Here is a 16,159-nt window from a genome sequence, read left to right on the forward strand (position 1 = left end):
CTTTAGAATAAAGCATCATCTTTACTGATTCGCCGCACTGCTAGATTCGCTAAGAAAATCAATAGAAATCCTACAACAGATTGAACGAGACCCGCGGCTGAAGACATTCCTATATCACCGATTGCGAGGAAGGTTTGATATACATATGTGTCGATAACCTGCGTCGTCGAGTATAACGCTCCTGCATTTCTCGTAACCTGAAAGAATAATCCGAAGTCTGCGTTAAAAATCCTGCCTATCTGCAGCAGCGTCATTACTATAATAACTGGGCTGATTAGCGGCAGTGTGATTTTTCGAATCTGCTTCCATTTAGAAGCTCCATCAATAAGTGCAGCCTCATAATATTCATTATCTATTCCAATAATAGCGGCCATATAAATAACCGTTGTATACCCAATCTCTTTCCATATCTTCACGATTACTAGAATCCCAGGCCAATATTTGGACTGTGAATACCATTCGATAGGATCTACCCCAAAGAACGGGAGTAATGTCTTGTTCATGAACCCATGCTCTGCACTCAGAAAGCCGTATACTAAGTAACTTACGACGACCCAAGAGAGAAAATAAGGGAGAAACATAGCGCTTTGATGGAATTTCGATAGCCATCTGCTGCGCATTTCGTTAAACATAATTGCGAAAGCCAGCGAAAAAAATAGCGTTAGTATAATAAACGCTGTATTATACAATAACGTATTCCTCGTAATGATCCAGGCCGTCTCCGTCGAGATTAAATATTTGAAGTTCGCTAACCCGACCCAATCACTACCTAGAATCCCTTTTTGGTAATTGATATCCTTAAATGCAATTACCGTTCCTAACATCGGTATGTAGTTATTGATGATTAGAATCACTATCGCAGGTAACATCATCAAATAGAACACCCAATATTTCTTCATTACTCTAAGAAAATTCGGCGTTCTTCCCCTGCCTGGTTTCTTTACTTCTGACAAGCTGACGGAAGGATTCGTCACACTCATTTTTGGTTCCCCCATTCTCCATCATCCCATTCTTAAGCCCCAATTACTCTTGCTTGCCTAACGTTTTGTGTATCCTCCTTACACTCTAATTAAAACATATGATAATTTATGGGAGTATAGGGAACATATTATATTTCTATAAAAAAAGAGACGATTATCCTCGAAAATCGAGGAAAACCATCTCTTCAGCCTATAATAGAGGCAAAAAATTTAATTAATCATAGCTTATGTACCTTAATCGCATTTATCACAGCCAAAGGCTGGTTGATAATCTTTGCTCTTTATCACAGCCAAAGGCTGGGCGATAATCTTTTCTCTTCATCACAGCCAAGGGCTGGGCGATAATCTTTTTCTCTTCATCACAGCCAAGGGCTGGTCGATAATCTTTTTCTCTTCATCACAGCTAAGGCTGGTTGATAATCTTCGTACTTTATCACAGCTAAGGCTGGTTGATAATCTTCGTACTTTATCACAGCCAAGGGCTGGTCGATAATTCCTGCCTTAAATTAACTAGGCGATCGGTCCTTGTGTTCCCAGAGAGGCCCACATCCGTAGGTGTGGGACGGCCCCTATACTACGAAGAGGGGTGAGGGAGAAGGAACGGAGAGGAAGTTTGGAACTGTAGGAGCGTAGCGTTCGCCTTTATCCTCGGATTTCAACCGCTAATAGCGGTTTCTAATCAAGAAATCTGAGGATAACAGCGACCGGAAGTCCAAACATTCCTTGGAGCGACGCTAACCTCACCACTCAGCAACAAACATTCCTTGGAGCGACGCTAACCTCACCACTCAGCAGCTAACCTCACTGCACTTCGGTCCGGCATCGGTCGCGATACTCCTTAGGCGACATTCCTGTCTGCTTCTGAAATACCTTGGTAAAATAACGCCGCTCCTGATAGCCAACTCCCGAGCCAATCATCGTAATACTCTTATCGCTGTTAGTTAGCATAAACTTAGCAGCTTCAATTCGTTGTAGGGTCACGTATTCCACGAAGGTCATAGCAAAACGATTCTTAAATAAGAGACAGAAATAACTGCCACTAATCCCGATCTTATTCGCCACTTCCTCAATCCCAATATCAGAATGGAGATGTTCTGTGATGTACTTAGCTGCTTGGTTCATCAGCTGATCCGGTGTTTTTTTGCCAGAATCATCTTCACCTTCAGGGATTTCCTGAAAAATTGGAATGCTATTATACAGTTTATTCTTAAACTGCTTACTACGGATCTTAGCCCCAATCTCCCGTACCTTATTGCCAAGCTCTTCATAATGTATCGGCTTACAAATATACTCTTTAACACCTAGCCGAATCGCTTCCCGTGCATAATCAAACTCCTGATATCCGGTAAGAAGCAGCACCTCGCTATCCAATCCCATCTCCCGCAACTTACCGATAAAAGTTAACCCGTCCATCACTGGCATACGGATGTCACATAACACAAGATCAGGCTGTTTCTCCTCGGCAATACGCAAAGCATCCATTCCGCTTCGCGCCATACCGACAACCTCCATCCCCATCTCCTGCCAAGGCAACACCCTGTTCAGATTATTCAGAATTGGGGCTTCGTCATCAACCAATAATACTTTTAGCATAATGATCTTCCCCCTGCTCGTATTTAGGTATGACACATTGGATAATAGTACCATGACCTGGACTAGAACAGATAAATATTCCGTACCTGTCACCGTATTCAATGCGGATGCGATCTGCTACACTGCGAATACCAAGACCTCTGCGTTCAAGATTCATCCGGTTATCCCGTTCAGCCTTAACTTCTTGCTCCACAGGATCATTCACAATATATTGAAAAATAGCCAACTGAGAAGGTGTAATACCAATACCATTATCTTCAATACGTAAAATCAAATCCCCCTGCTTCTCCCAAACTTTCACAGAAACATGACCTTTGTAATCAATGCCCTCAAATCCATGTTGAATGCTGTTCTCTACAAGCGGTTGTAACGTGAGTTTAAGGATACCGCAACTCATCAATTCATTCGGAATATCGATCTCGTATTCGAACAAATCTTCAAAGCGGAATTTTTGTATATCCAAATAATTGCGTAAATGTTTAACTTCTTCATCCAGTGTAATCTCTTCCCGATCCTGAATGCTGATTCGCAAAATACTGGCCAGCCTGTAGACCATCTCACTAACTTTTTTGCCTTCATTCTGTATAGCGAGAACATTGATTGATTCTAATGTATTGAATAAAAAATGTGGTTTAATCTGTGCCTGCAGAACACGCATCTCAGCTTGATTCTTGCGACGCTGCTCCACATGAATTCTGTTAAACAACCCATTGATTTTATCCATAAGATCATTAAAACCCTTAGCAAGCAGCGTTAGCTCATCATTCCCTTTAACTTCTACCCTAGTGGTCAGATCTCCGTCTTCAACCCGGCGCATAAAACGAACAATGACGGCGATGCCGCCGGTAATCCGGTTCATAAAAAATAAATTGAAGATCACAGCTGCCAGTAAGCAAAGGAAAATCACAGCCACGAACCAGCGAGCAAATACTGTAACTTCATGAGACAACGTATCCCAAGAAGTCACAGATACCAGACTCCATGGATAGTCCTTCAAATGATACATGGAAAGAATGCTTTTCTCCCCGTTGTACTCTGTTTTGAAACTCTGAAATCCTTTTTTAAAGGTAATCTCTTTATCCGCGAAAGACTGGAAGTCCTGTCCATCCAGCTTTTGATCCGGGTCAAAAAGAATCATTCCATCATCATTTACAAGCATAAAGGAAACATCCTGATTGCTATCCCCAATTTTCAGATTGCGAAATATGGATTCGAACTCCCAATTCTTGATCTGCACAACTAGGATACCTATGTTCTGAAAGAAGCTCAATTCCTTCACTAGCCGAATTTGTGTAAACACAGGTTCAGTACCCGTAAGCTCGGGATACTCGTGAGGAGCCAGCCATTTCGGCACACCATTTAAGTCCATAACTTCCTGGTACAGATCACTTTTTTTGAATGTATCATAGGGTAGCGTTCGGAAATTTTCCTTGTTAAAAAGCGACACGATTTCAGAGTTACCTCTACCGTTAAAATTGTACAAAAATGCATAGCTGATCGATGGATGATTAAACAACAGACTACGGAAATTGCGCTGGCTCGCATTCAGATTCAGTTGCTCAGCATCAGTCAAATCCTGGTTGTTAGGATCATCTGCACTAAGGGCCATATGAAACACCGAGGTAGCAATTCCGTTGTCTGTAACGTTATCCATATCTTTTAATACATTAGAAATACTGTAACTAATCGCTTTAAGTGAGTATTCCGACTGCTGGCTGTACTTTTTCTCAATAGAATTATAAGTCACAAAAAACATAAGCATGCCTAGAATAAATAAAGGAATGATAATCAGGCCCAAAAATGCCGTAAATAATTTATAGCGCAAATTCATCGGCTAGTGCTCCTGACTGAGAATAAAGTTATCCTTTTACGCCGCCCGCTGTTACACCTTCAATAATCTTCTCCTGAAGAATTGCATAAATGATAATTACCGGCAGTACGCTGAAGACGATACCGGCTGACATTTGTGCATAGTTCATCTGGTATTGATCCCGGAATTGGACCATACCTACTGGAAGCGTTCGCAGCTCGTCATTCGACAGGAAGTAGTTAGCTAGCAAGAACTCGTTCCAATTTCCCAGGAAATTAACAATGAATACAGTAACCATAGCCGGAACCGTTAGAGGTACAATAATTCTAGCAAAGATACCCGGTGCCTTCAAGCCATCCATGACCGCAGCTTCTTCTATTTCTCTAGGTAAATTTCGCATAAATGCTGCTAAAATAATGATGGTAAATGGAATCGCATTGGCGATATAAGGAATGATCAACGCCCAGTGGGTGTTCAGTATTCCTAACTTACGTACAATCGTATAAATCGGCAGCATTAAAGCATTATTCGGGATGAGCATTCCTACTAAAACCAGTGAGAACAAAATAGTATTCCATTTCCCCTGACGCATCCGCGTAACCGCAAAAGCAAACATAGACGCAAGCAGAATGGACACTACAGAGGCAAGGATCGAAATGTACAAACTGTTGAAAAAGTAAGTACTAATCTTGGCATTTACCCAAGCCTCCACGTAGTTATTGAAGACGAATTCCTTGGGGATGCCAAAAGGATTAAGCGCAATCTCATTATTATCCTTTTTCACAGATGAGAATAATACGAATAGGAAAGGAAACAGGATCACTAACAAATAGAATAAAAGGGCAATATGTGGCAGACTCTTTTTCAGGGCGCGTGGCATCAGTATTCAATCCTTTCTGTACGACGTGCAATCAGCAGCTGATAAAGGACTGTAACCACCAGTGTAAATGCAAAGATCAGGACAGCGATGGCATTTCCGTATCCATACTTAAAGTTCGTGATCGCATATTTAATCATGTAAGTTGCCATTACATCGGTTGAACCTGCAGGTCCCCCCTTAGTCATAACGATGACGATATCCGCAGCTTTCATTGCTCCAGCAATGGATAGCATAATTACAACCGAGATGATCGGTACGATTAGTGGGAGCGTGATACGAGTAGCGCGTTGAAATCCAGTTGCGCCGTCAATGGCTGCAGCTTCATCCAATTCACCAGGAATAGCTAGAATCGCCGCTAGTACCATAACGATATAAAATCCAGTCCACTGCCAAGCATTCGTCAACAAAATAGAAAGCATTGCAAATCTTTCATCTGACAGCCAGTAAATAGGATTAATTCCTACTAGACTAAGGAGCTTATTAAAAAGTCCAATGTTGGGCTCATAGATAAACCCCCAGAGAATACCGATAACCGCTGTAGACATAATGGAAGGCATAAAGACTGCTGTCTTATATAAGCCCTTTAACTTCTTCACATTAGAAATCAATAACGAGAAGAATACGATCAACGGTACCTGTATACATACGGAGAAAAGAATAAACCAACCGTTGTTTTTAACGGATATCCAGAATCGTTCATCTCCTAGTGCTTTCTCATAATTACTTAATCCGGCTGATTTAACCGTCTCCGATACACCGTTCCAACTAGTAAAGCTGTAATAAATAGAACTAAAAATGGGGTAAATGAAAAACATCGTGAACAATATCAATGCTGGAAGAACGAAAAGGAAAAATACCACTGGATTTCTTAATGCTTTATTCATGACTACCTCCGGTTGCTTTGACATCTGGCGAATAGTGAATGCTTCAGATCAAGTGCAAACACATATTTTCTTTGATTTTAAAAATGTACCCTGGATTTAGCACCAGGGTACATTCAGTTTGCAGCTATTTATTCAACTGCTGCGTTTGCTTCTTCTTGTACCTTTTGCAAAGCTTCGCCCATTTTCTCAGGAGTCGTCTGATCGCCAATCAGTTTTTGAATTTGAATGTTACTGATTTCTGTAGTTACATCAGCTTGAACAAGAGAGTCAAATGCTGGGAACGAAGATTGTGAGTTGTTAAGTACACCTACGATTTCGCTCATCAGATCATCAGTAATATTCTCATTCAATACGTTTTGGTCAATCTTCATTGCTGGCAATACACCATCTTCAACAAGTCCGCGCAATTGCATTTCTTCATTAAATAAGTTTTTAATAAAAGATTTCACAGCAGCCAATTGACGTGGATCTTTCTCAGCAGATGCAGAGAAACCATAACCATTGTTCACATCGCGCATCAATGCAGTTTGGTCACCCGCTCCGCCTTCAACTGCTGGGATGTTGAAGAATCCAACTTTACCGATCAAACCTTCGCCAGATTGGCCCGTTTTAAATACGGAAGATTTCCAAGTACCATCATACAGCAGGATCGCTTCACCACTAGTGAATTGTGTTGTGTATTCAGCATATTCAAAGCCAAGTTCGCCTTTTTTGAAGTAGCCTTTATCAACCCATTCTTTGTATTTCGCAAATCCTTTTACTACATTTGGATCAGACCATTTAGCTTCGCCTGTTGCAAATTTAGCAGTTACATCCGGACCTGCATAACGTGACCACAGGTGGTTAGCTAACATAAGTGGTACCCAACCAGCTTTGGATGCACCAGCCAAAGGTACTTTTCCATCAGCCTTGATATCAGCCAATTGTTGTTCCAATTCAGCAAATGTTGTTGGAGCCTTCCAGCCCTTGCTTGTATAGTATTCTTTGTTATAGAAGAAACCTTCACCAGAACCACCGATTGGCAATCCATAGATTTTTCCTTCATAAGTGAAAGGATCAAGATTTGAGAATTTATCCTTAATTCCAAGTTCCTCAAGGATTGGAGTCAGGTCAAGTAATTTACCTTCTTTAGCATAGATCTTGGAGTCAGGGCTGCCGAACAGATCGAAGATTTCCGGTGGATTACCCGCAGCCATTTCACCACGCAATTTTTCTTTACGGTTTACATCTGAATCTACCCCATCGAGTTTAAAGGTCAGACCCGGTACATCCTCTTGTACTTTGTTAACTACTTCTTCGAGAATAGCCAGACGTTTCTGCTTGTCTGCACCGATTTGAGTGTGACGAATCGTCATTTCAAATGGCTCGTTATTTACCGGTTCTTCTGTTGCTGGAGCATTTGTAGCGGCTGAGTTAGTCGCGGTAGCGTTTCCATCTCCTTTGTTAGAAGACGCATTGTTGTTGCCTCCGCAACCAGTCAGTAAAGCTGATGATACGAAAATCAGGGACAATAGCAAAGTCATACTTTTTTTCATTTCTTGTGACCCTCCCTATATATTGATGTGCTTTACACTTCTTATTATAGAAAACAGACTTCATTATCGTAAGGTTAAGATTCATCCACTATAGGGATAAAAATCTCTAATGTAAGCGGAATCAACTACATGATAAGTTATATTTTATAACATTAAAATGTTAAATCGCTTTATTCATTTGTTTTTCTCATCACAAAAGTTTGTTTTTCTTTAAAAACATTTAATTAAAATATCAAATTAGTCATATTACCTGACATATTCATTTATTATCTACCCCATAAACCACGTGTAACTATAGCATGTCTTTATTAGAAATAATATAAAATTCCCCCTCAGAGGAGCTTTAACCCCTCCCTTTTTACTTCCTCATAACAAAAAACCGCACCTTCAGTGATGATCAACCACTGAGGGTACGGTCTCTCTTAAAAATAGATTTCTATTATACCAATGCCGTTTGCTTACGACCTTCTTCGACCAAGCGGTATGCCCGTTGCACTTCTTCTTCTGTTGGAGAAGGTACTCCATCCAGTTCATAAGCTTTGCCGAGCATTTCCCATTTATAGATACCCATCTGATGATAAGGTAAGATTTCGAATTTCTCGACGCCATTTAAGGTTCCAATATAACGACCTAAGTTAATGAGATCCTCTTCACGATCATGAATACCAGGAACATATACATGTCGGATCCACATCTTACGATTATGGTCTGAGAGCCAGCGTGCAAGCTTCAAAGTTCGATCATTGGATTTACCGGTTAATTTGATATGCGCTTCTTCATCAATATGCTTCAGATCAAGCATAACCAAATCTGTTACATCCAATAAGTCATTAATCTTGTCACCTTCGTTGTAACCATTACTGTCTAATGTGGTGTGCAAATTCCAACGCTTCTTCACTTCCGTAAATAACTGCTTTACAAATTGCGCCTGCAAGGTTGGTTCTCCACCGGATACAGTTAACCCGCCACCGGATGAACGATAGTAGTTTATATATGGCTCGATTTCCGAAAGCACTTCTTCTAGAGTCATTTCTTTACCTTCATCTAAAGCCCAGGTATCAGGGTTATGGCAATACTGACATTTCAGCAAGCAGCCTTGCATAAATAAGACAAATCGAATACCAGGTCCATCAACGGTTCCAAAGGTTTCCAAAGAATGTATGCGACCTTTAATCATAGGATGTCATCCTTTCGCCACGCCAGACTAACAGTCCCTTTTTCAACGATGAAGATCCCTGTCCTTGAGACTGTCATATCCCTATATCGCGGCAATAAAATTTAAAATTTTAACAATTCTCAAACAAGATATTACCGCCCTTGAGACAAGGGCGGTATCTTCCTTGCAATTATTTCAATAGTAGTACTAATTCAAAGATCTTCATGACAGGAACAAATTACATCGAACCGTGGAATGTACGGTTGATTACATCCATTTGTTGTTCACGAGTCAGCTTGATGAAGTTAACTGCATAACCGGATACACGGATAGTCAATTGTGGATAGTTCTCTGGGTGCTCCATAGCGTCCATCAGCTGTTCACGGTTAAATACGTTAACATTCAAATGCTGAGCGTTGTTATGGAAGTATCCATCCATCATGTGTACCAGGTTAGACTTACGGGAATCCTCGTCTTTACCAAGTGCCTTAGGTACGATGGAGAACGTATTAGAGATACCATCTTGTGCATCGGAGTAAGGCAGTTTAGCTACAGAGTTCAGGGAAGCCAAGGCGCCTTTCTTGTCACGTCCGTGCATTGGGTTAGCACCTGGTGCGAAAGGTTCACCTTTCTTACGTCCGTCAGGTGTAGTACCTGTCTTCTTACCGTACACTACATTCGAAGTAATGGTCAGTACCGATTGAGTCGGCACAGAATCACGATATGTTTTGTTTTTACGGATCATAGTCATGAAGGTTTCAACCAATTCTACTGCGATGCTGTCAACAGCATCGTCATTGTTACCGTAGCAAGGGAATTCGCCTTCGGTTTCGAAATCGATCGCAATACCTTGTTCGTTACGAATAGGTTTTACTTTGGCGTATTTAATTGCGCTTAGTGAGTCAGCTGCAACGGACAGCCCAGCAATACCACAAGCCATCGTACGCAGAATGTCACGGTCATGCAGCGCCATTTCGATACGTTCGTAAGAATATTTGTCATGCATATAGTGAATGATGTTCAAAGTGTTAACATAAGTCTTAGCCAACCACTCCATCATCGGTTTGAAACGTTTCATTACTTCGTCATAATCCAGATATTCAGAAGTGATCGCTGGGAATTCCGGTCCAACTTGTGCTCCGGATTTTTCATCTACACCACCATTGATAGCATACAGTAATGCTTTTGCCAGGTTGGCACGAGCACCGAAGAACTGCATTTGTTTACCGATACGCATTGGAGATACGCAGCAAGCAATCGCATAATCTTCACCCCAGTATGGACGCATTACATCGTCATTTTCATACTGAATTGCACTAGTTTCGATGGAAACCTTAGCACAATATTTTTTGAAGGCTTCAGGCAATTTTTCGGACCACAGTACAGTTAAGTTTGGTTCCGGAGCTGGACCCAAGTTGTACAGGGTGTTCAAGAAACGGAAGCTGTTCTTAGTAACACGAGTTGTTCCGTCTTCAGCCATACCACCGATGGATTCAGTTACCCATGTTGGGTCGCCGGAGAACAGATCATTATAGTCAGGTGTACGCAAGAATTTCACGATACGCAGTTTCATTACGAAATGATCGACGATTTCTTGTACTTGTTCTTCAGTCAAAGTACCTTCAGCAATATCGCGTTCTGCATAGATGTCCAGGAAAGAGGACACACGGCCCAGGGACATCGCCGCACCATTTTGCTCTTTAACTGCTGCCAGATATCCGAAGTATACCCATTGAGTAGCTTCTTTGAAGTTGGTCGCCGGTCTGGAAATATCCATACCATGAGCAGCTGCCATTTCTTTCAATTCGCCAAGTGCACGAATTTGCTCGGACAGCTCTTCACGCAAACGAATGATATCTTCAGTCATGGAATCTACTTCAAGCTCAGTTTGTTGTTGTTTTTTGTCTTTAATGAGGAAATCAATACCGTACAGAGCAATGCGGCGGTAGTCGCCGATGATGCGTCCGCGGCCGTAAGCATCAGGAAGACCTGTAATTACGCCGGATTTACGCACAGCTCTCATGTCTGGTGTATATGCATCAAATACGCCTTGGTTATGCGTTTTGCGAATGTTCGTAAACATGTCAACGATGTTTTGTGGAAGCTCGAAGCCATAAGCCTTCGTAGCATCAACCATCATCTTGATCCCGCCGAATGGCTGGATGGAACGTTTGAAAGGAGCATCAGTCTGTACGCCTACAATTTGTTCCTTGTCCTTGTCAATGTAGCCTGGTGCATGTGAAGTGATTGTGGAGACAGTATCTAGGGAAACATCCCATACGCCGCCTCTTTCTCTTTCTTCCTTGCTCAATTGGGAAATAATCTTCCACAGTTCAGTTGTGTTACTAGTAGGTCCTACGAGGAATTCTTCGTTTCCTTCATAAGGCTTAATGTTGCTTGCGATAAAGTTGTTAACGTCAACTTTTCTGGACCATTTACCTTTTGCAAAACTTCTCCAACCGGATTTCACTTCTTGTACATCTTTTTCAATCACCGACATGCTAAATCCCTCCATCTATATTTATATTATATTTGTAGAGATCGCGGGCTTGAAGGTTGATCCCGTGTCTCGTGATCCCAAGAAAAATATGGTTGTTCGAAAATTCACAATCATTGTTCCATATATGGGACCGTTGTTTATATAAACATTTTAGTTTATTTTCTATAAATAGACTGTGACAAATATCACCTTTCCGGTGATATTTGTCACTTATATCTAATCCACAACCATCCTATTATCTACTTAACCAAATATTAATTATCAAATCTTCCGTAGAAAGCATTACGATATACATCTGCGAGTTCAGATACCAGCGGCAGCTTAGGATTGGCAGTTGTACATTGATCTTCAAATGCACGGTCAGCCAAGTAATCTACATGGGATTCAAAATCCTTAGGATCAAAGCCCAATTGTTGGAAGGATTCTTCGATACCCAGTTTTTTGTTCATGTCGCGAATAGCATTGATCAGGCTAGTTACACCTTCTTCAGTTGTGCGAGCTGGCAATCCCAGAATACGGGCGATTTCTGCATAACGCTCGTCAGCTACGAAGTGTGAATATTTAGGGAACGAAGCGAACTTCGTAGGTTTCTTAGCATTGTAACGAATAACGTGTGGCATAAGGATCGCATTAGTACGACCGTGAGCAGTGTGATATTGACCGCCCCATTTATGCGCCAAGCTGTGGTTAATACCCAGGAAAGCATTAGCAAAGGCCATACCAGCAAGTGTTGATGCGTTATGCATTTTTTCACGGGCAACTCTGTCGCCTTCAAGAGCCGATTTTTCAAGGTATTGGAATACCAATTGGATTGCTTTAATTGCCAGACCATCCGTGTAGTCACTCGCCATAACAGATACATAAGCTTCGATGGCATGTGTCAATACGTCCATACCTGTATCAGCTACAGCAGTTTTTGGCAAGCTATATACGAACTCTGGATCAATGATAGCTACGTCTGGAGTTAGCTCGTAGTCAGCCAAAGGATATTTAGTGTGTTGTTCAGTTGTTTTATCGGTAATAACTGCGAAAGATGTTACTTCCGAACCTGTACCCGAAGTAGTTGGAATCGCTACAAACTTAGCTTTGTTTCCAAGTTTAGGGAATTTGTAAACCCGTTTACGGATATCCATGAATTTTTGTTTCAGACCATTAAAGTCTGCGTCTGGATGTTCATAGAATAACCACATTCCTTTTGCAGCATCCATTGGGGAACCACCACCAAGTGCGATGATGCAGTCCGGTTGGAATCTGTTCATCATTGCTGTACCTTTTTCAACTGTAGTTGTCGATGGATCTGGTTCAACTTCCGAGAACACTTCGATCGCTACAGGAGTTTGGCGTTGACGCAGGTAATGTTCAACTCTCTCAACATATCCAAGCTTAACCATCATTGGGTCAGTGATAATTGCGACACGTGTGATATCAGGCATTTTGGTCAGGTACTGAGTAGCGCCTTTTTCGAAATAGATCTTGTCAGGTACTTTAAACCATTGCATATTCACGGTACGACGATTCACCCTTTTCACGTTGATCAAATTGATTGCTGTAACGTTTTGCGACACGGAGTTACGACCATAAGATCCGCAGCCCAGCGTCAACGAAGGGATGTTAGTGTTATAGATATCGCCGATCGCACCATGAGTGGAAGGCGAGTTAACGAGAATACGTCCTGTTTGCAGACGGTTAGAGAACTTCATGATTACTTCTTCGTTGTTGGAGTGGATAGCCGAACTATGGCCCATACCACCAAATTCAACAACTTGTGCTGCGCGTTCAATACCTTGATCTGCGTTTTTAACTTTGTAGCAAGCAAGCACAGGACTCAATTTTTCAGCGGACAATGGATATTTAGTGCCTACACCTTCAAGTTCTGCTACCAGAATCTTAGTGCCGGCAGGAACTTGAATGCCGCACATTTCAGCAATTTTCACTGCGGATTGTCCAACGATTGCTGGATTAACCGCACATTTATCAACGTTCATAGCGCCGCTAGTAAGTTTGGCAGCTTCTTCTTTGTTAACAAAGTAGCAGCCATTAGCGATCATTTTCTTTTTCACTTGATCGAAGATTGGTTCTTCGATAATAACAGCTTGCTCGGAAGCACAGATCATACCATTATCAAATGTTTTGGAAAGAATGATGTCCGTTACGGCTTGATCGATATCCGCGCTCTTTTCGATGAATGCAGGTACGTTACCAGGACCTACGCCAAGAGCTGGTTTACCACAGCTATAAGCTGCTTTTACCATTGCAGAACCGCCTGTTGCGAGAATAAGTGCAACGTCAGGGTTGTTCATCAAAGCGTTTGTTTTGTCCATCGTTGGCATTTCAATCCATTGGATACAGTTCTCAGGTGCGCCAGCTTTTACAGCCGCATCATGAAGAATTCTAGCAGCTGCTGCACTACACTCTTGCGCAGATGGGTGGAAACCGAATATAATAGGGTTCCGTGTCTTAATCGAAATCAACGCTTTAAACATCGTGGTGGATGTAGGGTTGGTTACCGGTGTGATACCCATTACAATTCCGACGGGCTCAGCAATTTTTTGGAAGCTTTCATAAGCATTGTCTTCAATAACGCCTACTGTTTTATCGTATTTAATTCCGTGCCAGATATATTCTGTCGAGAAGATGTTTTTAGTAATTTTGTCTTCGTAAACCCCGCGGCCAGTTTCTTCTACAGCCAATTTAGCGAGGTACATATGTTTGTCGAGTCCAGCCAACGCCATTGCATGAACGATTGTGTCAACTTGCTCTTGATCCAGCGCCATGAATGCCTCATGTGCTTTTTTCGCTTTATCCACCAAAGTCTGAATATACTCTTCAGCGGTAGTTTGTTTAACTTGGGCGGCGACTTCGTTCTTAACTGCCATCTCCCTCGTCCTCCTGTCAATTTTTAGGTTGTTTTTCTCTACACATTTATCTTATCACATCATTTCCACCTTGTATAGTGAAATCTTTCACAAAGTATAAAGTTTTTTTGATTTGTTTTCAAAGCGCTTTCATTCGATCATATTATAGGTTTTTTACCATTATTTATGCTGTATTATCCCTTAAATCTAAAGTTTATGTTTAAAAAGACAAGAACCGATACCCATTTTCTACCTTTCCGCTCGCAAAAATATTTTAAAAATGCAAATCTAATTTTGTTGACACTCTATTTTTCTCATGACCCTCTAAAAAATAGTCGGAAGCCATCCGTCGTGTTGATTTATAAAAATATCAATAATATAAACATAAAAAAACCGACTCCTAAAGGAGCCGGTTCTGTTCTTCCTTGCCTATTCTACTTTAATTGTATCGAAGAATTTCTCTTGCACTGTTTTGGCAGCAGCTTCAAGCTGTGTCTTGGAATCTGTTCCTTTTTTGGAGAACAGCTCTTGTATTACATTGGACATGGTTGCATAGTAGTCCTGTGTATTGTATTGCGCTTCCGGTTTACCGTCCAGCAAGCCTAAAATATCAGGGCTGTATTGATATACATTTGTATATTTATCATACACAGCTTTTGTTTTCTTGCCGAAATCAGAATCTGCAGAATAGTAATCTAAGAGCGGCGGAATAAAGTATTTGCCATCCGTTGTACGTTGTTGCAGAACCGCATCCAGTGCTTCTAGACCTTTATCGGAGAAGTAATCAAATGTAATATAACGGAATGCCATTTCTTGCTCGTCTGGTGTTGCATTTGGATTGATTACAAGGTAGTCACCACCAAGTACCCCAGTGTGTTTTCCGCCTTTTTCCATCGCAGGCATTGGATACGTAAGTACATCTTCTGGTTTCAGACCGCCTTGATTCAACGCTTGCTCAATAACACCGTCAGATCCAGCCATTACCATTGCTGTACGACTTTGTTGGAATGCGCCTACAGCATCACCCCAGCCCAGTGCCCAATCCTGAGGAATCGCGTTTGCTTCCCATCTAAGTTTCTTGTAGAAATCCAGCGCTTTAATCCCAGCCTCAGAATTAAAAGTAGCTACAACCTTACCGCCTTCAATCTTCTGAATTTCACCGCCAGCTTCGAACAGGAAGTTGGTCCAGTTCCAGCCTGCTTCATTCCCTTTACCCATTGGAGCAATACCGGAAATCCCTTTTTTGGTATCAGCTACGCCTTTCGCGGTATTCAGCATATCATCCCAAGTCCAATCCATAGATGGAACAGCAACGCCTTTTTCATCCAGCATTTTTTTGTTGATCATTGTGGTTGTTACATAACCCTTTTGAGTTACGCCGAATACTTTTCCGTCAATGATAAATTGGTTTTGGAGAACCGGGTTAATTTGATCCTTAAATTCGTATTTATTCCACAGATCCGTAATGTCAGCTACCCAGCCTTTTTCAACTAGGAATTTTGCTTCTGTAGCGTAAGTGTTAAAGAAGGTTGGAGCTTCATTCGCTGCCATTTTGATGCCGATTTCACTTACATTGTACTGCCAATCGTCTTTGACGATTTCAACATTCGGATACTCCTCTTGGAAACGTTTGATCTTGTCATCTTCCTGTGCTCTAACTTCGGTTAGGTCAGGGGTTGGATAGTGAATTTTGATGGTCACTTTTCTTTGTGTGATATCATCAGTTGGCGCTGCTGTAGCACTGCCAGCATTATCTGTTGCAGCATTCGTTGGCGCAGTAGTCGCTTCCCCTTCCTTGTTTCCTGTTGTGTTTCCGTTATTGTTGTTACCGCCGCATGCGGTTAACAATGATCCGGCCACAAGGAGGCTTAGTAGCACGCTAGAGTACTTACGCATTGAAACTCCCCTTTTCAATTCATAGTTATCTTACATATCGATCATAAAAGAGAAATCGTTTACAAACGAG

General features: G+C 41.6%; 11 protein-coding genes. 1 reads left to right on the top strand and 10 read right to left on the bottom strand.

Going from position 1 to position 16,159, the window contains the following annotated elements; translation table 11 throughout:
• Positions 1 to 2: 2 nt before the first annotated feature.
• Positions 3 to 980 carry an ABC transporter permease subunit gene (locus MHI25_RS22485; RefSeq protein WP_235219484.1) on the bottom strand — a complete coding sequence of 326 codons (978 nt, stop codon included), beginning with the start codon at positions 978 to 980 and terminating at the stop codon, positions 3 to 5.
• A 274-nt stretch (positions 981 to 1,254) separates the two neighbouring features.
• On the opposite strand from MHI25_RS22485, the gene MHI25_RS22490 reads away from it, so the two are divergent.
• Positions 1,255 to 1,473 carry a hypothetical protein gene (locus tag MHI25_RS22490; protein ID WP_340394340.1) on the top strand — a complete coding sequence of 73 codons (219 nt, stop codon included), beginning with the start codon at positions 1,255 to 1,257 and terminating at the stop codon, positions 1,471 to 1,473.
• 308 nt (positions 1,474 to 1,781) lie between these two features.
• Here MHI25_RS22490 and MHI25_RS22495 read toward each other — a convergent pair whose 3' ends face one another.
• The 9 genes from MHI25_RS22495 to MHI25_RS22535 form a co-directional block, all read right to left on the bottom strand.
• Positions 1,782 to 2,573 carry a response regulator gene (locus tag MHI25_RS22495; RefSeq protein WP_036682908.1) on the bottom strand — a complete coding sequence of 264 codons (792 nt, stop codon included), beginning with the start codon at positions 2,571 to 2,573 and terminating at the stop codon, positions 1,782 to 1,784.
• Complete coding sequence (locus tag MHI25_RS22500; RefSeq protein WP_076129629.1) at positions 2,551 to 4,404, bottom strand: sensor histidine kinase; 1,854 nt, start codon at positions 4,402 to 4,404, stop codon at positions 2,551 to 2,553. Before MHI25_RS22500 ends, MHI25_RS22495 begins: the two co-directional genes overlap by 23 nt.
• Positions 4,405 to 4,432: 28 nt before the next feature.
• On the bottom strand, positions 4,433 to 5,263 hold the full coding sequence (locus MHI25_RS22505) for a carbohydrate ABC transporter permease (protein ID WP_036682912.1): 831 nt from the start codon (positions 5,261 to 5,263) through the stop codon (positions 4,433 to 4,435).
• Positions 5,263 to 6,147, bottom strand: a complete 885-nt coding sequence (locus tag MHI25_RS22510; protein WP_036682917.1) for a sugar ABC transporter permease — start codon at positions 6,145 to 6,147, stop codon at positions 5,263 to 5,265. Before MHI25_RS22510 ends, MHI25_RS22505 begins: the two co-directional genes overlap by 1 nt.
• Positions 6,148 to 6,275: 128 nt before the next feature.
• Positions 6,276 to 7,682 (bottom strand): extracellular solute-binding protein, encoded by a 1,407-nt coding sequence (locus MHI25_RS22515; protein WP_076129628.1) that lies wholly within the window; start codon positions 7,680 to 7,682, stop codon positions 6,276 to 6,278.
• Between the two features lie 439 nt (positions 7,683 to 8,121).
• Complete coding sequence (gene pflA / locus MHI25_RS22520) at positions 8,122 to 8,859, bottom strand: pyruvate formate-lyase-activating protein (protein ID WP_036682920.1); 738 nt, start codon at positions 8,857 to 8,859, stop codon at positions 8,122 to 8,124.
• A 217-nt stretch (positions 8,860 to 9,076) separates the two neighbouring features.
• Complete coding sequence (pflB, locus tag MHI25_RS22525; protein ID WP_076184179.1) at positions 9,077 to 11,338, bottom strand: formate C-acetyltransferase; 2,262 nt, start codon at positions 11,336 to 11,338, stop codon at positions 9,077 to 9,079.
• A 254-nt stretch (positions 11,339 to 11,592) separates the two neighbouring features.
• A complete protein-coding gene (gene adhE / locus MHI25_RS22530) occupies positions 11,593 to 14,214 on the bottom strand; it encodes a bifunctional acetaldehyde-CoA/alcohol dehydrogenase (protein WP_036682925.1) in 2,622 nt (873 codons plus the stop codon).
• A 408-nt stretch (positions 14,215 to 14,622) separates the two neighbouring features.
• Positions 14,623 to 16,089, bottom strand: coding sequence for an extracellular solute-binding protein (locus tag MHI25_RS22535; RefSeq protein WP_076129626.1), 1,467 nt, complete (start codon positions 16,087 to 16,089; stop codon positions 14,623 to 14,625).
• Positions 16,090 to 16,159 lie beyond the last annotated feature (70 nt).

Source organism: Paenibacillus sp. FSL E2-0177 (genome assembly GCF_037992975.1).
In the GTDB taxonomy this organism is placed as follows: Bacteria; Bacillota; Bacilli; order Paenibacillales; family Paenibacillaceae; genus Paenibacillus_AQ; species Paenibacillus_AQ odorifer.